This is a genomic window from Actinoalloteichus caeruleus (genome assembly GCF_049311605.1).
Lineage (GTDB): Bacteria > Actinomycetota > Actinomycetes > Mycobacteriales > Pseudonocardiaceae > Actinoalloteichus_B > Actinoalloteichus_B caeruleus.
Map to the genome: position 1 here is coordinate 3,841,659 of NZ_CP186005.1, position 24,223 is coordinate 3,865,881.

Consider the following 24,223-nt stretch of genomic DNA (forward strand, 5'->3'; position numbering starts at 1 on the left):
GGGGCCCACGTACAAAAAACGCCCGCAATGTGGCTCCGCGGGCGTCCAAGAACATGCGAGGAACTGCAACAGCAACCGAGTGCAAGGTTAGCACGCGGCTCCGTGACGGGTAGCGGCCTAACGGGGGAATCTGTGGGCGCGGCGTCGTCACCGTACGGGGTGAGGGCCATTCCGACCTGCGGAGAAGGGTCCGCGAGGCCACCATCCGGTTCGATCGACCACGACCCGCGAGTCGGGCGTGGCGAGGACCGGCCCACCGCGTGCCACCGCGGCGATCGGCCCCCGTCGGGGCTGGCCAGGCCCCCTGGCGGGAGCCGGTGCGGGGTGATCTGCCCGCGGCGCCGGCGAGGCGCGAGAATGACGGCATGAGCAGCGTTCCCGCCGGCCCCGCACGGTGGGTCATCCAGCCGCAGGACGTCCGGGCGGCCGAATCGGTGGCCGTGTCGCGCACCTACTACCGGGACATCGTCGACCGCTACTTCCTGGTCCGGTGGGGTCGTCCCGCCACCACCGCCGAATGGGAGACGGCACTCGCCGACGAGCCCGGCGACGACCTCACTCCCCCGCACGGCGAGTTCCTCCTCGCCCGGTGGGCGGGGACGACGGCCGGGTGCGTCGGGGTCCGGGTGCTCGACCCGCTGACCGCGGAACTCACACGCCTGTTCGTCCTGCCCGACCACCGGGGACGGGGCCTGGGCGCGCGGCTGCTCTCGGCTGCGGAGGACGCGGCCCGGGATCTCGGCGCCACCCGGATGAGACTCGACACCCGTGCCGATCTCGTCGAGGCGCGCTCGCTCTACACGAGCCGGGGGTTCCGGGAGATCCCGGCCTACTCGAACGCCCCGTACTCCGACCACTGGTTCGAGAAGAGCCTGGCCGGGGGCGAGGCAGCCCCCGTTCGCGGCGATCAGAGCAGTCGGAGCTGACGCGCCGGCAGGCTGGCCTTCGGGCCAGCCTGCCCGATGCGTTGGTACACCCCACCGTCGAGGGCGGACAGGAAGGACGAGGGCACCCCTGGCCGGCTGGCGCCGTGGCGGAACCGGTTCGCGGCCGAACTCAGGTAGAGGTGGCGTTGGGCCCGGGTCATGCCCACGAAGAACAGCCGTCGTTCCTCCGCGAGCGCCGCCGGGTCCTGCTCCCACGGTGGTGTGCCGGGAAGGCGGTGGGGCAACAGCCCGTCCTCACATCCGACGAGGAACACGACGGGGAACTCGAGCCCCTTCGCGGCGTGCAGGGTGAGCAACGCGACCCGGTCGGCCCTCGGGTCGAGCGTGTCGACCTCCACTCCGAGTGCCAGTTCGTCCCGGAAGCGATCCAGGTCCGCCCCGCAGCGTGCGGCCAGTCCTCGCAGCAGGTCGACCGCCGTGTCGAGCAGGACCAGCCGCTCGGCGCGCTCACCCACCGGGACGCGAGCGGCCAGCCGGTCGGCCGCGCGCCGCAGCCGGTCGAGCACGGTCACCGGGCCTCCGCCGCCTGGGGGAGCTGGCGGGACGTACCGCAGTTCGGCCACCAGCTCGGCGACGCCGGGCCGTTCCCGCAACCGGTCGTGCGACCGTTTCTGGAAGGGGACGCCGGCGACGGTGAGCGCCTCGACCACGGCCGAGGCCTGGGCGTCGGTGCGGTAGAGCACCGCGATGTCGGAGAAGCCCAGCCCCTCGTCGCCCTCACCGGAGGCCCGCCCGGAGTCGAGCGAGTGGAACGACGAACCACCGAGGAGGGCATCGATGGTCCTGGCCACGAAGGAGGCCTCGGCGCGCTCGTCCCCGGCCTGGTGCAGGCCGATCCTCGTCGCGGGGAGCGCCGCCGAGGGGAGCAGGGCTCGTCCGGGGACCAGCGTGGTCGGGGCGATCGCCTGGAGCGCCCCGGCGACGATGTGCCGGTTGGAGCGGTAGTTCCTGGTCAGCGACACGGTGTTCGCACCGGGGAAGTCCTCCTGGAACCGGAGGAAGAAGCGCACATCGGCCCCCCGGAAGGAGTAGATGGCCTGGTCCGGATCACCGATCGCGGTCAGGTTCCCCTCGGGGGGCACCAGCGCCCGCAGCAGGCGGTACTGCACCTCGTCGACGTCCTGGTACTCGTCGACCGAGACCCACGGATGCCGGGCACGGACCAGGGAGCGCAGGTCGGCGTCGGACTCCAGCAGCTCGGTGGGCAGGGCGACCAGGTCATCGAGGTCGACGAGGTCGTGGGAGCGCAGCACCCCCAGGTAGCGGGTCGCGAGCTCCACCAGCTCCGGATCCGGCTCCCCGCTGGGCGCGCCGACCTCGGGGGGCGTCCCGGCACCGTCCTCGCCCGGAGTGACGGCGGCGGTGCCCGTCGGCACGCACCCGGACCTCCGGAGACGGGAGAGCTCGCCCAGCACGGCCCGCGCGCCGCGGGCGTCTCCGGTGAGGGTGCCGACCACCTCGAGTCGTCGTTGCTCGGAGGCGACGGCGAAGTCGGGGGTGAGCCCGAACCGCTGCGGGAACTCGCGGAGCAGCCGGAGACCCCACGAGTGGAACGTGGTCACCGCCATGGCGCGGGCCGCGTCGCCGACGAGGTCGGCCAACCGCTCCGCCATCTCCTCGGCAGCCCTCCTGGTGAAGGTGATCGCGAGGACTCGTTCGGGTGGTACGCCCCGCGCGCACAGGTGGGCGATGCGGCGGGTCAGGGTGCGGGTCTTGCCGGTTCCCGGACCGGCGACGATGAGCAGGGGTCCCGCCGGGGCACCGGCGGCGCGGAGCTGGTCCGGGTCCAGCCCCGCCAGTGGGCCGTCGGACTGTTCCGCCGCCACGGGGGTCCCCTCCACGGCGCCGTCCGGCGCGGCGGCGGTGGTCGGCTGCGGGGTCGACGCCCCTCCCCGAACACCGGGGGCCCCGGCGGTGGTCGCCGCGTGGGCTCCACCGGGCACGGTTCCCGGCCTCGCCCGCACGGGGGCGGGGGTCGGCTCGGCGTCGAAGAGGGCGGGGGTGTGCCGTTCCCGGTCGCGCCGGAGCTCGCCGGGTTCGAAGAGCCGGATGACCCCGTACTCGCCGTCGTAGCCACCGTCACGGATCACCTCGCCTCGGCGCAGCCTGGCGATGGCCTCACCGAGCAGGGTCGACCGCGCGGACAGCTCGTCGACGGGCACCTCGTCGAGGATGGCGAGTTCCGGTCCGTACAGGCCGGTGAGTTCCGCGATCTCGCCGAGCACCCGTTTGCTCTTGGGCCCGACGCCGAGCAGTTCCCCCATGATCTCCGGCAGGGGGACCAGGCTCCGGAACGACGTCGCCCTCTCCGGCCGGTGCCCGGCCGGCCGGTCGGCGAGCTGGGCGACCCGGTTCGACACGCCGACCGTGACGGGCCGACCGCAGACACCGCACGTCCCGCCGTGCTCCCTGGTCTGCTCGGGTGTCCACCGGACCCCGCACTTGCGGTGTCCGTCCAGGTGGTACTTGCCCTCGTCGGGGAAGAACTCGACGGTGCCGGCGAGTCCGTCGCCCGTCTCCATGGCGCGGCGCACCGCGTGGTAGTCCAGTTCGGTGTCGAAGACGGTGGCCTCCCGTCCGAGCATGGGAGGCGAGTGCGCGTCGGAGTTGCTGACGAGCTGGAAGCGGTCCAGTCCCGAGACCGTCCAGTTCATGGCGGGATCGCTGGAGAGGCCGGTCTCCAGGGCGAAGACGTGCGGCGCGAGGTCCCGGTAGCACTCGTCCACCGTGTCGAACCCCGACTTGGAGCCCAGCACCGCGAACCAGGGCGTCCACACGTGGGCTGGCACCAGGTAGGCGCCGTCGCCGCTCTCCAGCGCGATCTCCAGCAGGTCCCGCGAGTCCAGGCCCAGGATGGGCCTCCCGTCGGAACCGAGGTTGCCGATCCTGCCCAGCCGGCGGTTGAACTCCTCAGCCGCGGCGAAGTCGGGCATGTACACCAGGTGGTGGACCTTGCGGGTCAGCTCGCCCGCCTTGTAGATGGTGGAGATCTCCACCGACAGCTGGAATCGGACCGGCGAGGAACAGGAGGCCGGCAGGCGGCGGAGGATGTCCCGGTCCAGGTCCGGCCTGATGCGGAAGAGCCCGGGTTCGGCGGGTTCGAGGGTGTCCCGGAGGTGCTCGAACCAGCGAGGATGTGTGAAGTCGCCGGTCCCGACGAGGTGGAGGCCCTTGCGCCGGGCCCACCATGCCAGGTTCTCGAGGTCGCAGTCGCGGCTACAGGCCCGCGAGTACTTGGAATGGATGTGCAGATCGGCGAAGAAGCGCACTGGTGGATCTTGTCATGCCCCGTCATCCACGCGACGGGCGCGTCCGGCGGGAGATCGCTGTCGGTCCCGACTGGTCGCTCCGGGTGATGGCGCGCGCGGTGGCTCGCGAGGGCGTCCCGACCCCACCGGCCGTGCGGTGGACGGCACGCGAAGGGTCCTTCCGGCTTACTGGACACCCCCCGTGGTCCCGATACACTCCGCGCGACCACTGACGGCGACCCAGGGAGCACGCATGAGCGCACGCCCGGGCCGCTTCCTGTCGTGGTCGGGCATGGTGCTCGTGGGTGCGCTGTGCACGCTGGTGGGACTGGCGGCCCCCGCCGCCGCCCGGCCCGGCGCGGGCGGGACCGGCCCGGCCGGCGGCGTGTCGCACGCGCTGCGCGCGGACCCGGCCAACCAGCACGAACGGACCGGCCCTCGCGCGACCCGGACCGGGTCCGGCGGACCGGTGCCCGCCCGCGCCGCGTTCGCCGCGTTCGCCCACCAGGCGGTCGGGGAGACCGGGCCCACCCGTGATCCCGCCGTGCTGGACGGTGGCGCTCCGGTACTGGGTCGGGCTCCGTTCACCGCCCACCTCCCCCGTCTGTCCCCGCCGCGGGTTCCGGCCCGTCCCGGCGCGGACGGCATGAGCACCGGCCGGGGACCGCCCGGGGTGGCACGGCACTGAGGCGTCCGGAGGGACGGCGACCGCCGCCCCCGTCACCCCAGCACGTGGCGACACCAGCCGTCGTGCGCCCACCGCAGTGGAGACCACACCGTGCCACCACCCCGCTCCACCCGCTCGACCCGCTCCTCGGACCAACGTTCGCTCCTCCTCCGAGGACTGCTCGCCCTCCTCGTGCTGCTCGGCGCGGGGACCATGCTGCTCACGACCGAGCCCCGGCTCGGACTCGATCTCCAGGGCGGCACCCAGATCACCCTGGAGGCCGAGGAGGCCCCCGGCGGCACCCTGGACGACGAGACGATGGACCAGACGCTGGAGGTGCTGCGCCGCCGCGTCGACTCCCTCGGAGTGGCCGAACCGAACCTGATCCGGTCCGGCTCCAACCGCATCGTCGTGGAGATGCCGGGCGTCCAGGACCCTGAGGAGGCCCTGGAGACGATCGGCCGGACCGCCCAGTTGACGATCCACCCCGTCGTCGGCCTGGCTCCTCCGGAGGAGTCGACCCCCCCGGAGGGGGACTCCGACCAGGAGCAGACCGGTGAACTGGTGCTGCCCGACGAGAGCGGCCAGCGGCTCCAGCTCGCGCCGGCCGCGATGACTGGTGAGGCCATCAACCGGGCCACCGCCAGGCTGGACGGCCAGCAGGGGCTCGGCTGGCACGTCTCCCTCGACTTCCACGACGGCCGCGGGTGGGCGGACATCACGGGCCAGGCCGCGTGCGCGCCCAACGGTGACCCAGCGCGGCGGGTGGCCATCGTCCTGGACAACGAGATCATCTCCGCTCCCCAGGTGACGCCGGACGTGCGCTGCAACGTCGGTATCACCGGGGGGACCACGCAGATCACCGGTGACTTCACCGAGGAGGAGTCCAACCAGCTGGCCCTGCTGATCAGCGACGGCGCGCTGCCCGTCCAGGTCGAGGTCGTGGAGCAGCGGACCGTCGGCCCCACCCTGGGGCAGGACGCGATCGACGCCAGCGTGATGGCCTCGATCATCGGTGTCGCGCTGACCGGTCTCTTCCTGTTGGTCGTGTACCGGATGGCCGGTCTCATCGCCACCATCGCGCTCGCCGGGTACACGGCGATCGCCTACGGGCTGATGCTCGCGATCGGCGCGACGTTCACCCTCCCCGGGTTGGCGGGTTTCGTTCTCGCCATCGGTATGGCGATGGACGCGAACGTGCTGATCTACGAACGGTCCCGGGAGGAGTACGCGGCGGCAACGGGCACCAAGTCCCCGGTCCGCCGGATGCAGAACGCCGTGACGGGCGGGTTCCGGGGCGCGCTCACCGCGATCGCGGACTCCAACATCACCACCCTGTTGGCGGCGGCGCTGCTGTTCGCCCTGGCCGCTGGCCCGGTGCGGGGCTTCGGCGTCACCCTCAGCGTCGGTGTCGCGGTCTCGATGTTCAGCGCCTTCGTGCTCAGCCGGGTCCTGCAGCAGCTCACCTTCCGGGGTGTGGTGGCGAGGAAGCCCGCGATCAGCGGTATCGCCAGCATCGGTCGGGTCCGCCAGTGGTTCGAGCGGCGGTCGCCCGACTTCTACCGGCGGCACCGCCGCTGGCTGGTGGGATCGCTGGTCGTGCTGCTCGTCGTGGGCCTCGGGCTGGCCGTGCGCGGGCTCAACCTCGGTGTCGAGTACACCGGTGGCAGGTACCTGGAGTACTCCTCGTCGGAGGAGGTCGATCTCGGCGACGTCCGCTCCGAGCTGGCGGCAGCCGGGTTCCCCGACGCGCAGGTGTCGAGCACCGACGACAACGGCATCTCGGTGCGCACCGTTCCCCTGGACGAGTCCGAGGTCGGCCGGATCGCCGACGCGGTCAGCACGGCGGCCGGCGGTGAGGTGGAACAGCTCAGGTCCGACCTGATCGGCCCCAGCATGGGCAACGAGCTGCGGAACCAGGCGATCCTCGCCTTCCTGTTGGCGGTGCTCGTGCAGGTGATCTACCTGTCCTTCCGCTTCGACTGGCGGCTGGCGGTTGCCGTGATGGCCGGTCTGGCGGCGGACATCCTCTTCCTGCTCGGGTTCTTCGCCTGGACGGGCCGGCTGGTCGACGGCGTGTTCATCGCGTCGATGCTGACGGTGATCGGCTACTCGGTGAACGACTCGGTCGTGGTCTTCGACCGGGTCCGGGAGCTGCGCGCCTCGCACCCGAAGGACCCGTTCTTCCGGGTGGCGGGGCTGGCGATCCTCCAGACGATGCCGAGGACGATCAACACCGGCATCGGTGTGTTCGCGGTGCTCGGCGCGCTGCTCTTCCTGGGCGGTGGCTCACTGGTCGACTTCGCCCTCGCGGTGATCGTCGGCAGCTTCGTCGGGAACGTCACCACGATCACCGTGGCGTCGCCGTTCGCCGTGCTGCTCGACACGAGGTGGCCGGGCGCGGCGCGTCCCAAGAAGAAGAAGCGTCGCGACGAGAACAGCACCGGCGCCGTGGTGTGACCGTTCCCCCGGGTCGCGGTGCGCGCCCCGGGGGCGGTGGTTGGCGGGCCCGGTTCACCTCGGTGAGCCGGGCCCGCCGTCACGTTCCGGCCCGTCGCTGATGGCGTCGGTCGGCAGCGGCGCCGGGTCCAGGCCCGCGCCGCGCAGCACGTCGGCGGGCAGCGCGAGCAGCAGCAGGGAGAGCCCCAGCAGGTAGGCGTCGAGGCGGCCGGCCTGGGCCCGGGTCAGGCGCCGGCCCGCGCTCTCGTGCAGGGCGATGGTCGCGTCGGTGTTCGCCAGGGCCATCGAACCCAACGCGTCGCGGACGCTGGGCCGGCGGATCGACTCCAGGTAGAGCTCGAGCAACGCGAGGAGCCGGGACCGGCCCACGCCGGTGGAACGCCGCAACATGCCCCGGTACAGGGCGTCGAGCTGGCCGGCGGTCACCGACTCGGGGGTGTGCCTGCGCAGGCTGGCGACGGCGGCCCTGTGGTCCTCCGCCAGGTGGTCGGCGATGGCCGCGAGGAGGGATTCCCTGGAGGGGAAGTAGTTCTTCGTCGTCCCCTCCGGGACGCGCGCCTCACGATCCACCGCCCGATGTGTCAGCCCTCGCCCACCGACGGCGGCCAGCACCTCGATCGCGGCCTCCGCCAGCAGCTCCCGGCGTTCCCCACGTCGCCCCATACCGGGTTCAGCTCCCGTCGGTCGTCCTCGCCCGGAAGATACCCGCACGCCGAGCGGGCCCGAGGTACCCGGAGGACCCGCACGTGTCGCGAACCGATCGGCCGAGTGACCGGGGTCGGCGATTTTCCTTTGTTCGCGCAATGGACGAACCCGAAAGGAGAACAATCCGCCGAACCCGAATCGTCTAATTCCACGGATCACCGAGCCCGCGAACCACGCACAGTGACGGAATTGAGAGGCCCACCCTCACTCACATGGCAGAGGATCGCCACTTCCATAGCACAGCAATGGGCGAAAATTAACCCCGTGCTTTTTCCCACCGGGACTCCTAGCATTCACCCCGCGAGGGCGGAAGGGTGTTCTCCGTGGCGGCGGGGAGAACACACCCCTGGCTGTGCCCTGTCTGGAAAGGACGAAGCATGTCATTGTCACGCCGCCGTGCGGTGACCGCGTTCGCCGCGGCCGCGCTGCTGCTCCCGCTCGCCGGTCCGCCGGCAGCGGCCCAACCGGACGATCCCGACGACGCCGTCCACGTCAGCTCGACGGCGACGCTCCGGCCGTACGCGGCCGTCGACGGGGACTTCGAGAAGATCCAGCTCACCGAGGACGTCGGGGAGCCGATGGCCCTGGCCGTGGCACCGGACGGCCGGGTGCTCATGACCGACCGCCGGGGCACCATCAAGATCTTCGACCCCAACTCGTACAACGTGACGACCGCCGGCCACATCGAGGTCTACGCCGGTGAGGAGGACGGGCTCCAGGGCATCGCCCTCGATCCGGACTTCGAGGACAACGGCTGGGTGTACACCTACTACGCCCCGCCGGACCCGCAACCGCGCAACGTCCTCTCCCGCTTCCAACTGGACGGCAACACCCTCGACCTCGCCAGCGAGCAGGTCATCCTGGAGGTGCCGACCCAGCGGGACCTGTGCTGCCACGTCGGTGGCGACATCGACTTCGACGCGGAGGGCAACCTCTACCTCTCCACCGGGGACAACACCAACTCCTGGGCGTCCGACGGGTACACCCCGATCGACGAGCGGGAGGGACGGGAACCCTTCGACGCGCAGCGCTCCTCCGGCAACACCAACGACCTGCGCGGCAAGCTGCTGCGGATCACGGTCCAGGACGACGGCGGGTACACCATCCCGGAGGGCAACCTCTTCGAGGAGGGGACCGAGGGGACACGCCCGGAGATCTACTACATGGGCCTGCGCAACCCCTTCCGCTTCAGCGTCGACCAGGAGACCGGGCGGATCTTCCTCGGCGTCGTGGGCCCGGACGCGCGGGACGCGCACCCGGAACGCGGTCCGGAGGCCTTCGACGAGGTCTACCTGATGGACGGGCCCGGCAACGGCGGCTGGCCGTACTGCATGGGGAACAACACCCCCTACGTGGACTACGACTTCACCAACGGTCAGTCGGGTGAGACCTTCGACTGCGCCAACCTGGTCAACGACTCGCCGAACAACACGGGCCTCGCCGAGCTCCCCCCGGCCACGGCGGCGGACGTCTGGTACTCCTACGGCTGCTCGGACGAATTCCCCGAGCTGCCCTGCGAGGGCGGCAATACCGCCATGGGCGGCCCCGTCTACCGCTACGACCCCAACCTCGAGTCGAACACGAAGTTCCCCGAGTCCTTCGACGGCGCCCACTTCTTCTACGAATACTCCCGCAATTTCGTCGCCGACGTCCGGTTCGACGAGTCCGGCGAGTACGAGTCGATGACGCCGTTCCTCGAGGAGCTCGACTTCAACCAGCCGATGGACATGGAGTTCGGGCCGGAGGGCTCGCTCTACGTCCTCGAGTACGGCGGTGGGTTCTTCACGCCGGGCACCTACGCCGGCCTGTACCGCATCGACCACACCCAGGGCGTCCAGTCGCCGGCCGTGGAGCTGAGCGTCGACCAGACCTCCGGTGAGGCCCCGCTGCCGGTGTCCTTCGACGCCAGCCGGAGCACGGATCCCAACGGCGGTGAGCTGACCTTCGCCTGGGACTTCGAGGGTGACGGCGTGGACGACGCTGAGGGGCCGACCGCGCGGCACACCTACGCCGAGAACGGCATCTACCACGCCAAGCTGACGGTCAGCAACACCGCCGGTCGCGAGACGGTGCAACGCATCACGATCACCATCGGCAACAACGCGCCCGACGTCCGCTTCTCGACGCCTCCCGACGGCAGCATGTTCGACTGGGAGGACCAGATCGCGTACCGCGTCGAGGTCGACGACGTCGAGGACGGGTCGATCGGCGACGGCATCTCCTGCACGGAGGTGACCACGCAGACGGCGCTCGGGCACGACACGCACGCCCACCCGCAGGACAACTTCCAGAACTGCCAGGGCGTGTTCTCCCCCGAGTCCGGCTCGCACAGCGGTGACGCGAACCTGTTCTGGGTGGCGCGGACCAGCTACTCGGACCGGGGTTCGGAAGGCGTGGGCTCGACGACGAGCGAGCAGGAGATCATCCTCCAGCCCAAGACCAAGCAGGCGCAGCACTTCTCCTCGTCCGAGGGGATCAGCGTCGGCGACCGGGAGGGCGCCGAGGGCGGTCAGGTCGTCACCGAGATCGACCCGGGCGACTGGATCTCCTACCGCCCGATGAACCTGCTCAACATCGACGGGGTCAACCTGCGGGTCGCCACCGGTGACGCGGAGGGTGCCGTCGAGCTGCGCCTCGGCGCGCCGGACGGGGAGCTGGTCGCGACGCTGCCGGTGCCCTCGGGCGACGGCGAGTTCGTCGACCTCGACCCGGTGGAACTGACCGACCCCGGGGGCACGCACGAACTGTTCCTCGTCTTCGCGGGAGAGGGCTCGAACCTGTTCGACCTCGACCACATCTCGTTCCAGGGCCTCGGGGCGGCCGGACCTCGGCACGTCGAGGCCGTGGGTGACGTCGACCGTGGCCCGGCACCGCTGGACGTGGCCTTCACCGCGGAGGGCGAGGCGCTGCCGGAGGGCTCGTCCTTCGAGTGGGACTTCGGCGACGGTGCCACCGCGTCCGGGGATGCCGTGGAGCACACCTACACCGAGACCGGTGAGCACACGGCGACGGTGACGGTCACCGACCCGGACGGGGTGGTGCGGGCGACCGACACCGTGGAGGTGACCGTGCACGACGCGGTCACGGGAACGCTGGACGTCGACCCCGCCGGGGCCGAGCTGACCACCGACGACACCCACACGGTGACCGCGACGGTCAGCGAGGAGGCCCGCGACGCGGAGGTCACCCTGGAGGTCTACCGGCGGTCCCCGGCCAGCCCCCTCCCCCCGGGGCAGGACGAGGGGGTCCCCCACCTGCTGGTGGAACGCACGGTGGGCACACCGGACGAGGACGGCACCGTCACCCTGGACTACGCGAGCACGGTCACCTCGGAGGAGAGGGTGGTGGCCTGCCTCGGCTACGGGGGCGGCTGCGTCCGGGGCGGGGACACCCTCGTGACCGGTGGGGCGGACGGCACCGACATCCTGAACCTGCGCACCGACCTGTCCACGGCCACGGCGGCCGCCAGCTGGCAGGTGGTGGCCGACGAGGACGGCTTCCTCAACCTCTACGACGGGAAGAGCCTCGCCGGTTGGGAGCAGTTGGGCGGCGGCGGGTTCACCGTCGACGAGGACGGCACGCTGCGCCCGCACGGCCCCCGGGGCATCCTCTGGTACGCCGAACGGGAGTTCGACGACTACGTGCTGGAGGCCGAGTACGAGACCTACAGCGTCAGCGCGAACTCGGGTCTCTACCAGCGTTTCCCCGACCCTCGGGGCGACCTCTCGGTGCCCTCGGACCAGGGCTACGAGGTGGCGATCCTCGACCGGGTCGACGACGCCATCAACCGGACCGGCTCCATCAACGGCTACATGGCGGCGAAGTACCTGACCGCCAATCCGCCGTACGGGGGTTGGAACACCTTCGAGATCGAGGTGGTCGACCAGCAGTACACGGTGACGCTGAACGACCGGATCGTCACCGAGTACACCGGTGACGGCAGCCGGGGGCTGAGCGGTCACATCGGCGTCGAGAACGCCGACTCGCAGCTGCGCTTCCGGAACCTGCGGATCAAGCCGTTGGGTGAGGACGAGCAGCCGCCCGGCGCCCCGGCGGTCACCGCGGCGTTGGACCCGGCCGAGCCCAACGGTGACCCGCACGGTGACTGGGAGGGCACCTACCACTCCCCCGTCACCGCCACCCTCTCCGTGGAGGAGGGCGGCGAGGGCACCGAGATCGAGTACCGGTGGGGTGACGGCGACTGGAGCACCTACTCCGAACCGTTGACCAGCGAGGAGGAGGGCGAACACGTCCTGGGCTACCGCTCGCGGACGGCGGGGGGCGCGGTGTCGGAGGAGGCGGAGCTCTCCTTCGTGATCCGCCACGACGCCTGCCCCGGCTCGGATCTCCGGGAGACCGTCCACGCCGGCCAGGACAGCGGCGTCCCCAACCGGGTCAGGGATGACGGGTGCACCGTCAACGACCTGGTGGACGAGACGAGGGAGTGGTCGGGCCACGCCGTGTTCGTCGCCCACGTCCGCCAGCTGACCGCCGACCTCGCGGCGGAGGGGCTGCTCGACACCGCGGAACGGGCCCGGGTCATCCACGCCGCGGTCTCGTCCGACATCGGTCGACGCGACTGATCGCACCGACCGACCAGCTCGGACGGCCCTCGGGCCGGAGGGGGGCGGCGCGTGCCGCCCCCCTCCGGCACCCCATGCCGACAACACGGAGAAGGGAACGTCATGCGCGCACTCATCTCGGCCGTCGTCGCCGGCCTCGCCCTGGTGACCCCCGGTGTCCTCGCCGGACCCACCCCGACCTCCTCGGACCCCTCCACCCAGGACACCCCGGTTCCGGAAGCGGCGGAAGCCTCGGCGCGGGACGTGCCCCGTGCCCTGCGCTGCGCGGGCCTGCCCGGCGGCCTGCCCGGGCACGGCATCACCCGCCTGTGGGACGGTGAGACGCTGGAGGGCTGGTCGCAGGCCGGTCCGGGCGGCTTCGACGTCGTGGACGGCACGCTCCAGACCCGGGACGGGATGGGTCTGCTGTGGTATGACCGCGCCCCGTTCGGCGACTACACCCTGTTCCTCGACTGGAGGGTGACGGCCGAGACCGACAACTCCGGTGTCTTCCTGCGCTTCCCCGACCCGGGTGACGACCCCTGGGTCGCCGTCGACCACGGGTACGAGGTGCAGATCAACGACAACCCCGGCGGCGACCCGCAGAAGACGGGAGCGATCTACAACCAGCAGGACGCCACCTCCCACCCGTCCAGGCCGGTCGGCGAGTGGAACCGGTACGCGCTGCGCGTCGAGGGCGAGCGCTACCGGGTCTACCTCAACGGAGAGCTGGTGAACGACTTCACCAGTGACGACCCGGACCGGGGGACCGTCGGGCACATCGGGCTCCAGAACCACGACCCGGACACCCGGACGCAGTTCCGCGACATCTGGCTGGTCGAGTCCTGCCGCTGATCGGGCGCCGCCGAGCGGGCTGACCCGGGGCGGGAGCTGACCTGGCGGGGGACGCCGCTCACGCGAGGAGCGCCCTCCGCCAGGTCTCGACGCGTGCGGCGGCGAACCCGGCCTCCGCCGCCCAGTACGGCCCGTGGCCCTCGGCGTACATCCGCGCCCAGGGCTGCCGGCCGTGCCGCCACCCCTTCCGGAGGAGTTCGGCCATCGATCTCACCCGCTCGACCACCAGGCCGGCCAGGAGCTCCCGTTCCGGGCCGGTGGCGCCGTACCCGTCCACCACCAGCCGCAGCCGCCGCTCGGTACCGCCCGGTTCCCACGCGCCGTCCCCGCTCAACGGGACGAAACCCCGCAGGGCGTAGGCGAGGTCCCAGAGCCGGTCACCGGGCGCGGCGGCGTCCCAGTCGATCAGGTACCACTCGTCGCCGTGGACCAGCACGTTGTAGGGCGCCAGGTCCTGGTGGGCGATGATCTCGTTCCCCGCGTGCGGGTACAGCACCTGCCAGCGCGCGTCGGCTGGTGGCACGAAGTCGGCGACCGCGTCGTGCAGATCGCGGATCATCGCGCCGACGCGGTGGGCGGCGGAGTCGGTGGCGAAGGCGGAGAGACCTGCGGGGAACGGGTTGTCCCCGGGCAGGTAGCGCAGGACGGACCGCCCCCGCTCGTCGACCCCCAGCGGTTCGGGCACCCACGACAGGCCTCGATCACGCAGGTGAGCCAGCAGGGCCAGTACCGCCGGGGTCCACGGCCTCCCCGGCCGACGCACGGTGTCCCCGACCCGCACCACCTGTCCGGCGTCGGCGTTCCCGCCCGGCAACGGTTCCTCCACGGTGCCCTCCCGCTCCCTCGACGGGGGAGGGCGGCCCGACGCGAGGAGCACCGGAGCGGCCGTCGTCCCGTTCGGCCAGCTGTTCCGACCATGATCGCTGGCGACCGGTCCGCCGGGAAGGGGGTGGCGGGGCGTTCTCGTGACGGCGGGGTCCAGCCGGGCTGGCTGGTCGTGGGTGACGGCGGTTCACCTGGACCGAGGACGCCCCGCTTCCGAGGCCGGACGCGGGCCCGCCCGCGTTCCGGGGTGTCCGGACACGCGGGCGGGAGGCCTAGCCGCGACGTCACCTGGGGGCATCGCCTACTTCTTCTTGCTCCTGGTCGCACCGCCACGACCGCGGAGCTGCACACCGGACTCGCTGAGCACGCGATGCACGAAGCCGTAGGAACGGCCCGTCGATTCGGCCAGGGCGCGAATGCTCGCGCCCTTCTCGTACTTCCTCTTGAGGTCGCTCGCAAGCTTGTCCCGTGCGGCGCCGGTGATGCGGGCGCCCTTCTTCAGGTCAGCCACCTTGTCCCGCCTTCCGTCCGAGCAGGTCGGGCCGCTCCCGGGCCCCTGTCGCCGCAATGATCGAACACCAACAGCGTTAATGCCAGGCGATCATGGGAAAACATCGCAAAGTGTTCCCGCCGCGACGACGGGTCACGTCACACGCCCGCAACCTGCGTAGACCGCCATTCGGCGGGATCACACTACGCCAACTGCACGAGGTCCAGATACTCCTCGGACCAGTGATCCTCGGTACCATCCGGAAGCAAAATCACCCGTTCCGGTTCCAGCGCCTCCACGGCGCCCGGGTCGTGGGTCACGAGGACCACGGCACCCTGGTAGCTGCGGAGCGCGTCGAGCACCTGCTCCCGGCTGGCGGGGTCGAGGTTGTTCGTGGGCTCGTCGAGGAGGAGGACGTTGGCCGCGCTGGACACCAGTCCCGCGAGGGCCAGCCGGGTCTTCTCGCCACCGGAGAGAGTGCCCGCCGGCTGGTCGAGCTGCTCCCCGGTGAACAGGAACGCGCCGAGTAGGCTCCGCAGCTGCTGCTCCGGCGTGTCGGGCGCCGCCGACCGGATGTTCGACCACACACTGGCCTCGTGGTCGAGGGTCTCGTGTTCCTGCGCGTAGTAACCCAGGCGCAGGCCGTGCCCGGCCACCACCGAGCCGGCATCGGCGGGCTCCATCCCCCCCAGCAACCTGAGCAGCGTCGTCTTGCCCGCGCCGTTCAGCCCCAGCACCACCACCCGGGAGCCGCGGTCGATCGCCAGGTCCACGCCGGTGAAGATCTCCAGGGAACCGTAGGACTTGCTCAGGTTCTCCGCGGTCAGCGGGGTGCGACCACAGGCCGCCGGCTTGGGGAAGACGATCCGGGCCACCTTGTCGGCGACCCGCTGCTCGTCGAGCCCGGCCAGCAGCTTCTCGGCGCGGCGGGCCATGTTCTGGGCGGCGACCGCCTTCGTCGCCTTAGCCCGCATCTTGTCGGCCTGCGCCATCAACGCGCCGGCCTTCTTCTCCGCGTTGGCGCGCTCCCGGCGGCGCCGCTTCTCGTCGGCGGCCCGCGCGTCCAGGTACCGACGCCACTCCATGTTGTAGACGTCGACCTCGCTCCGGGTGGCGTCCAGGAACCAGACCTTGTTGACCACGGCGGCCAGCAGGTCGACGTCGTGGCTGATGACCACCAGCCCACCGGAGTGCGCCTTGAGGAAGTCCCGCAGCCAGCCGATCGAGTCCGCGTCGAGGTGGTTGGTCGGTTCGTCGAGCAGCAGCGTCGTGGTGGACCGCCCGTTCACCCCGGCCTCGGAAGCGGCGAAGAGGATCCGGGCCAGCTCGACCCGGCGGCGCTGGCCGCCGGAGAGGGTGCGCAGCGGCTGGTCGAGCACCCGGTCCGCCAGTCCCAGGTTGGAACAGATCCGGGCCGCCTCGCTCTCCGCCGCGTACCCGCCGAGCGCGGAGAAGCGCTCCTCGAGCCGCCCGTACCGGCGGACGGCGGAGTCGCGTTGCGCGTCGTCCACCAGCTCCGCCATCGCGGTCTGCGCCTTGTCCATCTCCCTGAGCAGCTCGTCCAACCCCCTGGCCGACAGGACGCGGTCCTTGGCGGCCACGGAGAGGTCACCCTCCCGGGGGTCCTGCGGGAGGTAGCCCAGCTCCTCGGACCGCCGGACCTCGCCGGCGTAGGGCAACCCCTCGCCCGCCAGCACCCGCAGGGTGGTCGTCTTGCCAGCGCCGTTGCGTCCCACCAGCCCGATCCGGTCGCCCGGCTGCACCCGCAGGGTGGCGTCGGCCAGCAGGATCCGCGAACCAGCGCGCAGTTCAAGGTCTGTCGCAGAGATCAAGAAAAACTCCGATGCGAACGTGGTCGAGCGCACACACCAACCGTCATCACCATGACCGGGCCCGCTGCCCGCACCATGCCGACCACATGCCGAGTGTACGGGCCGACGGCAAGCCGATTTCGCTGCCCGCCGCCGCGGCGATCACCTGTCCCTGACCACGATCTCCACGTCCCGCGCGCGCCGCGCGGCCTCGTCGAGCACCGTGCGGCGGGGTTCGCCCACGTCGAGCACCCGGTCCTCGGCCAGCGCGAACACCCCGGCGAGCCGGCGGTCGGCCCGGAGGGCGTCGAGGGCCTGGCGGTCGCCGCCGAGCACGACGGCGGACAGGGCGGCCAGCCGGGGCACGAGCACCTCGGCGACGGTGTCGGCGGCCGCGTCGAGCGCCAGTCGCGCCTGCCCCTCCCGGCGGCGGGCGAACCGCTGCTGGGACCACCCGCCGGCCTTGTTGCGGCCGTGCACCTGCCGTCGTCCGGTCCGTGAGACGACCACGGCGCCGTTCTCGACGACGCCGACGCTGTGACCGCCCAGCCGGACCAGGACCAGGCCGATCGACCTCGGGGCGAGCGCGTGGTCCACGAGCGGCCCCACCTCGAGCCCCGGGTACCGGCCGTGCCCCGCGACCAGCGGTTGGAAAGGCACCAGCACCGTGGCGGTGGCCCCGTCCGCACCCACGACCCGCACCTCCCTGGCGGTGACCTCCGTTCCCGTCACCCCGCCGTGCCGCTCCGAGAACCGGAGGAACCAGCCCCCGAGGCGTTCCGGGGACACCTCGACCGCGCGGCCACCGCCGGCGACCTGGCGCACCCTGCTCATCCCCGGACCTCCGCCCCTCGCCGGGACCAGGACGGCGGTGGGCCGGCCGGCCAGCCCGGGTCCCCCCGTCCCGTGAGCGCGCGCGGCGACCTCCGGACTCGCCGGGGGACAGCGGGAGGCGCGGCGTTCGCCGCGTGCGGAGTGCGAGGGAACACGGCAGGGCGGATCACGCGACCGAGCCTAGGCCGGCGGGACGCCGCCGACGTGGCGGCGGGTGCGATGTCGGAGCCGATCCGCTCCGGGTGCGGCCGCCGCCGGCAGGGGCGCCACCGAGCGGCCGACCACCCGCGCCGGCGCTGGATCGGGACGTCCCCGCGTGCGCGTCCCACCGAGGGCGGGGCTGGTCACGCGGCTCCCGTCGATGCCCACCCGCCTCAGAGCACGAAGGTCTCGGTCCACAGCCTGCTGGAACGACCGGACAACGCGTCCATCAGCGCGGGCACCTGGCCATCGCCCAGCGCGGCGACGAAGTCGACCACGGCCCGCCCCCTGGCCAGGCCGCGCACGGCGTCGGGGCCCCTGGGTTCGTCACCGGTGGCCCCGACGAGCACCTCCGGTGAGGTCCTGGCCAGGTCCTCGTACTCAACCGTCGCCAGCTCGACCAGGTCATGCAGCCGGCGGGGAAGGCGGTCCGCCTCCAACCGGTCGCTGAGCCACTGGTCCAGCGCCTCCACGAGACGGGTCAGGAGCCGGGCCTGCCCCCGTTGGTGCATGGCCAGGTCGGGCCGCAGCAGCACGAAGCGCCGGTGGACGAACTTGAGGACCTGCACCTCGTGCCACTGCTCGGCGGCGAGCGTCACGTGTCCACGGCGGACCGCTGGTTCCTCGACGACCCGGACACCGTCGACCAACCGGGAGGACCACCGCGAGGAGAAGGCCGCCACCGCCTGCTCCGATTCGACCGATCCGTCGTAGGGCGCGGCGAGCAGGCCGTCCACGACCTCCTTCCGCACCCGGGAGACCGCCATCGCGAAGGCCTCGTCGTCGACGACCCAGGAGTCCTTGGCGTGCAACCTCCGCCGCAGTTCCTCGACGGAACGGCCGGGCTGGCGGCTGTGCCCGCCCAGGTCCGCCTCGCTCAGACCCGCCAGTTCCGTCGCCGAGGCCAGCCACCCGCCGAGCTCGGCGGCGACGGTGGCGTGCTGGAGCACCCCCAGCCGGTAGAAGTCGTCCAGGTCGTGGATGGCGTAGGCGATGTCGTCGGCGGTGTCCATCACGGACGCTTCGACGGTCTGCTGCCAGTCGTCGATCCGACCCAGGAACGGCGCGCGGGCTTGGAGGAGGTCGTCCAGCTCGCTCACGTACACGCAGAACTTGGCCGACCCGGTGCCGGGTGCGTCGGGTGGTTCGGCGGCCCCCCGGGGCGGGACCCGCATCGTCCGGGGGTGCGGTCGCGGGGAGGAGAGCCGGGTCCACGGGTACTTGAGCAGGGCTGCCCGGACCGCCGCGGTGAGGTCCAGGCCCGGGGTCAGCAACCCACCGGCGTCGGTGGTGGTGACGATGCGGAAGGTCTGGGCGTTGCCCTCGAACCCGTCGGGCAGGCCGAACCGGTGCCGGGCCAGCCGGTCCAGCACCTGTTCGCCCAGGTGACCGAACGGCGGGTGTCCCAGGTCGTGGGCGAGGGAAGCGGCCTCCACCACGTCCAGGTCCAGGCCGCCGAGCCGGTCGACGGCGGCGTGCTGGCGCGCGTCGGCGTGGATCCGTTCGGCGATGCCCCTGGCCACCTGGGCGACCTTCAGGCTGTGCGTCAGCCGGTTGTGCACCAGCAGGCCGCTGCCCGTGGAGCTGACGACCTGGGTGACCGCGCCGAGGCGGGCGAACGAGGGGGAGCTGGCGACCCGGTCCCGGTCGACCCGGAACGGGCTGCTGGCGAGTTCGGCGGCACCACGGGTGGCGTGCCCGCCGCGGCGGACCGCCCTGACTTCGGAGTGGCTCGTCACGCCCCCGACCGTAGTACCGGCGCGGTCCGCACCGGTGCCAACACCGCACACGCCCCCGCGCGCCACACCGCCTTCCCCCGGAGGCTCCTCACCGCCCAGGTCCACGGTGGGCTCACGGTGCGCACCCGCTGACCACTACCGGACAGCGGCCGGCGGTACCCGGTGGCACTGACGGGGCAGAGAATCGGCGCACTCCCCGGACCTCCGCACCGGGTACCGGGACCGTCCCCGCCCGTCATCGTCGACGAGGAGACCCCGATGATTCCGCACGCACGTCGTGTCGCGCCCACGATCGCCGTCCTCACCGCGGTGGCCGCCGGCGGGTTGACCCACTCGCCGCCGGCACCGGACGGCCCGGCGCTCACCCCGCTCCCGACGAGCGAACCCACCCTGGTCGTCGCCACCGACGGGGACGACGACGCGCCGGGAACCGTGGCCGCTCCGCTGGCGACGATCCACCGGGCCGTCGAACTCGCCGGACCGGGCGACGTCATCGCCGTCCGCGAGGGCGTGTACCGGCTGACGACGAACATCACCATCGACCGCGACGGCACCCCCGACGCCCCGATCACCCTGACCAGCTACCCGGGTGAGCACGCCGTCATCGACGGCGACGGGCTCCCCGCCTCGCACACCCCGATCGGGGGGAGCATCCCGCGACCGGAACGGGGCGCCATCCACCAGGAGGCATCCCACTGGCACATCACGGACCTGGAGATCATCCGGGGCCCCTACGGGATCTACTGCTCCGACTGCGATGACAACGTCTTCGCCAACCTGGTGACCAGGGACAACTACGAGAGCGGGTTCCAACTCCAGGGCGAGTCGAGCCGCAACCTCATCCTCGACCTGGACTCGTACGGCAACCACGACCCCAGGAAGAACGGGGAGAGCGCCGACGGGCTGGCCATCAAGGAGGGCCGGGGCGAGGGCAACGTGGTGCGGGGCGCCCGGCTCTGGAACAACGCCGACGACGGGTTCGACGCGTGGATGTTCGAATCGCCCATCACGATCGAGGACAGCGTGGCGTGGGGCAACGGGGAGAACCGGTGGGGGTTCCCTGACTTCGAGGGCGACGGCAACGGGTTCAAGCTCGGAGGCGGATCCCCCGCCCCGGCCGTGGGCCACCAGGTGCGGAACAGCATCGCCTTCGACAACGCCGTCGACGGTTTCGAGGACAACGGCAACCCCGGGGCGCACCGGGTGGAGCGCTCGACCGCCTACCGCAACGGCGGCAACGGGTTCGACCTCCGCCGGTCGCCAGCGGTGCTGATCGGCAACCTCGCGGTCGGCAACGCCAGCTCGGTGTCGCGGGGAACACCGTCGGGGACGGGCAACTCGTGGAGCGGCGGGCAGGACTGGACGGCGGCGGACCTGCTCAGCGTGGACCCGGCGATCCTCACCGGCCCCCGGTCTCCGGACGGCTCAGTACCCAGCTCCGACTTCCTCGTGCCCGCCGACGGTTCGCCGATCGGCGCCCGGTTCTGAACCGGAGCGGGGAAGGACGACCGCCACGTCGCGACGGCCCCCACCAGGGCCGACCCCGGTTCCAGCGGAACGGCGGTGTTCCCAGGACTGGCCTCTGGTGGGACGCTCCCGCCACCTCCTGATCTGCGAACCCGCGTCGAACCTGGTGGAATCACACGCATGTCCCGGCAGTTCGACGTGACGATCGTGGGGTCCGGGCCGGCGGGAACGGCGTTGGCCGCCGCCTGCGCGGACGAAGGGTTCGCCACCGCACTCGTAGCCCCGTTCCCCCGGCGTCCCTGGCGTCCCACCTACGCCTGTTTCGCCGACGAACTCCCGGCGGATGTCCGCCGGCGCGCCGTGCGTTCCCGGTCGCCCCGCGTGCGGGTGGCCGCCGCCACCCAGCGGTGGTGGACCGACCGGGAGTACTGCGTCCTGGACAACGCGGCGCTCGCCGGGGAGCTGCGGCGGGACTCCGTCACCCTGGTGCGGGGACGCGCCGTCGGCGCCGAGCACGGTCCTGGCGGGTCACGGCTCCGGCTCGCCGGTGGCGAACGACTGCGCACCACGGTCCTGGTGGACGCGACCGGCAGCTCGTCCCGGGAACGAGGCGAGGTGCCGGCGCAGACCGCGTTCGGGCTCGTCCTCCCCGAGGAGGAGGCCCGACGCCTGGTGGCTCCCGACGAGGCCGTGATGATGGACTGGCGGCCGCCGGTGCCGGATTCCGCGACGGCGACGTTCTGCTATTGCGTTCCGTTGGGCGACGGCAGGGTGCTCGTCGAGGAGACCTCACTCGTGCGCCGCCCCGGACTGCCGATCGTGACGCTGCGGGAGCTGCTGCACGCCCGGCTGCGCCGGCACGGCGTGCGGGTGTCCGCCGCGCAGGCCAGCGAACGGGTGTGGATCGACATGAGCGCGCCCCGCCCCGCCCCCCGGCGGGTGCTGCGGTTCGGCTCCGCCGCTGGCATGTTGCACCCGGCCAGCGGTTACGGCGTCGCGGCGGCCCTCGCCTCCGCCGCGCCCACCGCCCGCGCGTTGGCCCGGCACTGGGCCCCCGGCCCCCGAGCGGCGGTCGCGGGGGCGCACGGTGTGCTCTGGCCACCCGCGGCGCGGATGGTCCACGCCCTGCGGACGCGGGGACGCGAGGCGCTGCTGGGGCTGTCCCCCCGGCAGACCAGCAGGTTCTTCGAGGCGTTCTTCGGGCTGCCGGCGGAGCTGCGCACCGCCTACCTGTCCTCCCGGCACGACCTGGTGGGCACCATGTCGGCGATGCTGGCCCTGTTCGGGCCGGCGACTCCCGACCTGCGGGCCAGGCTGGTGCTGGGCACCATGCTCGCCAGGCCCTGAGCCCCGGCCAGGCACGGGACGACCGGAGGTCCGGCGCACGCCCGCCCCCAGGGCGGTCACGGAACGCTTGTCGCCCCTCACACGTTGGTGGTGGCGAGGCGCACCCCTCCGCTGCAGGACGTCGACGCCACGCCCGCCCCCGGGCACGTTCTCCGCCGACCGTGGTCCCCACGCCCGGCCGCTCCTGACGTCACCCGTCTCCTCCAGCGGCGGGGACGCGGACGCGACCGCGCCGAGGCTGACCACTGGGGAGACTCCGTGACGAGACCGAGACACGCCGGAACCGCAGCGGAACCGGAGGGGAGCGGCGGGGCCCGAGGCCCCTGGCGCACGCTCCTCTCCCACGCGAGGCCGCACCGGGCCACCCTGATCGGGGCTGGTCTGCTGAGCCTGGTCAGCAGCGCGGCCGGGCTGGCGCAACCGCTCGCGGCCCAGTCGCTGGTCGCGGCGTTGGGAACGGGCGAGGAGATCGGCGACATCCTGCTGCTGCTCACCTGCCTGTTGGTGGCGGGAGCGATCGTCGGGGCCGTCGGCGAGTACGTGCTGGGGAGGACGGCCGAGTCGGTGGTGCTCTCCGCGCGGGGACGTGTCGTCGACCGGCTCCTGCGACTGCGGGTCTCCGCCTACGAGCGGACCGCGCCGGGTGATCTGATGTCCCGGGTCACCTCGGACACGGTCCTCCTGCGCGAGGTCACCACCCGGTCGCTGGTCGACGGCCTGACCGGCTCGCTCACCCTCGTCGCGGTGATCGTGCTGATGGCCGTCCTCGACCTCGTGCTGCTCGGGGTGACCCTGCTGGTGTTCGTGTTCGTCGGTCTCGTGCAGTGGGTGGTGCTGCCCCGGATCAAGCAGGCGATGACGCGGTCCCAGGAGTCCGTGGGACGGATGGGCGCCGAGTTGGAGCGGGTGCTGGGCGCGTTCCGCACCGTCAAGGCCTCAGGGGCGGAACACCGGGAACTCGCCTCGATCCAGCGGGCGGCGCGCACGGCATGGCGGGAGGGGGTGACGGCCGCGTTGTGGCAGGCCATCGCGGGCACCGCCTCGGGGCTGTCCGTGCAGGTCGCCTTCCTGGCGGTGCTGGGCATGGGCGGGATGCGGGTCGCCTCCGGCGCCAGCGACGTCGCCACCCTGGTGGCGTTCCTGCTCTACCTCTTCTACCTGATGGGGCCGATCTCCCTGCTGCTCAACGCGGCGGCCCAGGCACAGGTGGGACTGGCCGCGGTCGGCAGGATCAACGAGGTCGAGGCCATGCCGGTGGAGGAGAGCCCCGCCGGAGCCCCGGCACGCACCTCGGAACCCGCCACCGTCCGGCTGGAGGACGTGGTCTTCCGCTACCCCGACGCCCCGGATCCCGTGCACCGCGGCGTGAGCTTCACCGTCCCCGCTCGGGGCCTCACGGCACTCGTCGGCCCGTCGGGGGCGGGCAAGTCAACGGTCTTCGCGCTGTTGGAGCGCTTCCACGAGGCGGAGTCGGGACGCGTCATGGTCGACGACCGCGACGTCAGGGACTGGCCGCTGAGCGACCTTCGCGCCAGCATCGGCTACGTCGAGCAGGACACGCCGGTCCTGGCCGGCACCCTCCGCCAGAACCTGATGTTGGGAGCACCGGACGCGGACGACGCGGCGGTGGCCGACGCGGTCGCCAAGTCCCGGTTGGACGCGCTGGTCAACCGACTGCCGGACGGGCTGGACACGGTGGTCGGGCATCGGGGCACCACGCTCTCCGGCGGGGAACGGCAGCGGGTCGCGATCGCTCGGGCGCTGCTCCGAGGTCCTCGGCTGCTCCTCCTCGACGAGGCCACCTCCCAGCTGGACGCGGCCAACGAGCTCGCCCTCCGGGAGACCATCGACGAGATCGTCCGGACGACGACCGTCATCGTGGTCGCGCACCGGCTCTCCACGGTGGTCTCGGCCGACCGCATCGTCGTCCTCGACGCCGGGCGGGTGGCGGCCGTGGGCACCCACGAGGAGTTGGTGGCCCAGAACGGCCTCTACGCCGATCTCGCCGCCGCCCAGTTCGCGACGGCCGACCGCTGAGGGACCACGAACGCGGCACGGCCGGCCG

Annotated in this window: 15 protein-coding genes; 8 read left to right on the top strand and 7 right to left on the bottom strand. The window is 72.2% G+C overall.

Features of this window, described 5'->3' with window-relative positions; genetic code table 11:
• The first annotated feature begins 365 nt into the window (after positions 1-365).
• Positions 366-926 carry a GNAT family N-acetyltransferase gene (locus ACOJVX_RS15360; protein ID WP_418155823.1) on the top strand — a complete coding sequence of 187 codons (561 nt, stop codon included), beginning with the start codon at positions 366-368 and terminating at the stop codon, positions 924-926.
• On the opposite strand, the gene ACOJVX_RS15365 is transcribed toward ACOJVX_RS15360, so the two are convergent.
• The gene (locus ACOJVX_RS15365) at positions 908-4,216 is read right to left on the bottom strand and encodes a UvrD-helicase domain-containing protein (protein ID WP_422646874.1); all 3,309 of its coding nucleotides are present in this window, start codon (positions 4,214-4,216) and stop codon (positions 908-910) included. The genes ACOJVX_RS15360 and ACOJVX_RS15365 overlap by 19 nt on opposite strands.
• Positions 4,217-4,448: 232 nt before the next feature.
• Here ACOJVX_RS15365 and ACOJVX_RS15370 point away from each other — a divergent pair, with 232 nt between their 5' ends.
• Together ACOJVX_RS15370 and secD are read left to right on the top strand one after the other, a co-directional pair.
• Complete coding sequence (locus tag ACOJVX_RS15370; RefSeq protein ID WP_418155825.1) at positions 4,449-4,883, top strand: hypothetical protein; 435 nt, start codon at positions 4,449-4,451, stop codon at positions 4,881-4,883.
• A gap of 90 nt (positions 4,884-4,973) precedes the next feature.
• Complete coding sequence (gene secD, locus ACOJVX_RS15375; protein WP_422646875.1) at positions 4,974-7,322, top strand: protein translocase subunit SecD; 2,349 nt, start codon at positions 4,974-4,976, stop codon at positions 7,320-7,322.
• 54 nt (positions 7,323-7,376) lie between these two features.
• On the opposite strand, the gene ACOJVX_RS15380 is transcribed toward secD, so the two are convergent.
• Positions 7,377-7,985, bottom strand: a complete 609-nt coding sequence (locus ACOJVX_RS15380; protein ID WP_026418825.1) for a TetR/AcrR family transcriptional regulator — start codon at positions 7,983-7,985, stop codon at positions 7,377-7,379.
• Positions 7,986-8,404: 419 nt separating this feature from the next.
• On the opposite strand from ACOJVX_RS15380, the gene ACOJVX_RS15385 reads away from it, so the two are divergent.
• Together ACOJVX_RS15385 and ACOJVX_RS15390 are read left to right on the top strand one after the other, a co-directional pair.
• Positions 8,405-12,610, top strand: coding sequence for a PQQ-dependent sugar dehydrogenase (locus ACOJVX_RS15385; RefSeq protein WP_418155829.1), 4,206 nt, complete (start codon positions 8,405-8,407; stop codon positions 12,608-12,610).
• A gap of 102 nt (positions 12,611-12,712) precedes the next feature.
• Positions 12,713-13,444 carry a 3-keto-disaccharide hydrolase gene (locus ACOJVX_RS15390; protein WP_026418823.1) on the top strand — a complete coding sequence of 244 codons (732 nt, stop codon included), beginning with the start codon at positions 12,713-12,715 and terminating at the stop codon, positions 13,442-13,444.
• A gap of 58 nt (positions 13,445-13,502) precedes the next feature.
• Here ACOJVX_RS15390 and ACOJVX_RS15395 read toward each other — a convergent pair whose 3' ends face one another.
• The 5 genes from ACOJVX_RS15395 to ACOJVX_RS15415 form a co-directional block, all read right to left on the bottom strand.
• Complete coding sequence (locus ACOJVX_RS15395; RefSeq protein ID WP_422646876.1) at positions 13,503-14,270, bottom strand: phosphotransferase; 768 nt, start codon at positions 14,268-14,270, stop codon at positions 13,503-13,505.
• 300 nt (positions 14,271-14,570) lie between these two features.
• Positions 14,571-14,780 carry a helix-turn-helix domain-containing protein gene (locus ACOJVX_RS15400; RefSeq protein ID WP_016699280.1) on the bottom strand — a complete coding sequence of 70 codons (210 nt, stop codon included), beginning with the start codon at positions 14,778-14,780 and terminating at the stop codon, positions 14,571-14,573.
• Between the two features lie 182 nt (positions 14,781-14,962).
• The gene (locus ACOJVX_RS15405; protein WP_026418821.1) at positions 14,963-16,591 is read right to left on the bottom strand and encodes an ABC-F family ATP-binding cassette domain-containing protein; all 1,629 of its coding nucleotides are present in this window, start codon (positions 16,589-16,591) and stop codon (positions 14,963-14,965) included.
• A 141-nt stretch (positions 16,592-16,732) separates the two neighbouring features.
• Positions 16,733-17,404: an acVLRF1 family peptidyl-tRNA hydrolase gene (locus tag ACOJVX_RS15410; protein WP_026418820.1), complete on the bottom strand. Its 672-nt coding sequence runs from the start codon at positions 17,402-17,404 to the stop codon at positions 16,733-16,735.
• Positions 17,405-17,778: 374 nt separating this feature from the next.
• Positions 17,779-19,344 (bottom strand): deoxyguanosinetriphosphate triphosphohydrolase family protein, encoded by a 1,566-nt coding sequence (locus ACOJVX_RS15415; RefSeq protein ID WP_030226790.1) that lies wholly within the window; start codon positions 19,342-19,344, stop codon positions 17,779-17,781.
• Between the two features lie 258 nt (positions 19,345-19,602).
• On the opposite strand from ACOJVX_RS15415, the gene ACOJVX_RS15420 reads away from it, so the two are divergent.
• From ACOJVX_RS15420 to ACOJVX_RS15430, 3 genes are all read left to right on the top strand, one after another.
• Positions 19,603-20,832, top strand: a complete 1,230-nt coding sequence (locus ACOJVX_RS15420; protein WP_030105260.1) for a right-handed parallel beta-helix repeat-containing protein — start codon at positions 19,603-19,605, stop codon at positions 20,830-20,832.
• Positions 20,833-20,991: 159 nt separating this feature from the next.
• Complete coding sequence (locus ACOJVX_RS15425; protein ID WP_030226793.1) at positions 20,992-22,158, top strand: lycopene cyclase family protein; 1,167 nt, start codon at positions 20,992-20,994, stop codon at positions 22,156-22,158.
• A gap of 258 nt (positions 22,159-22,416) precedes the next feature.
• Positions 22,417-24,195 (top strand): ABC transporter ATP-binding protein, encoded by a 1,779-nt coding sequence (locus ACOJVX_RS15430; protein WP_030226796.1) that lies wholly within the window; start codon positions 22,417-22,419, stop codon positions 24,193-24,195.
• The last annotated feature ends 28 nt before the right edge of the window (positions 24,196-24,223 follow it).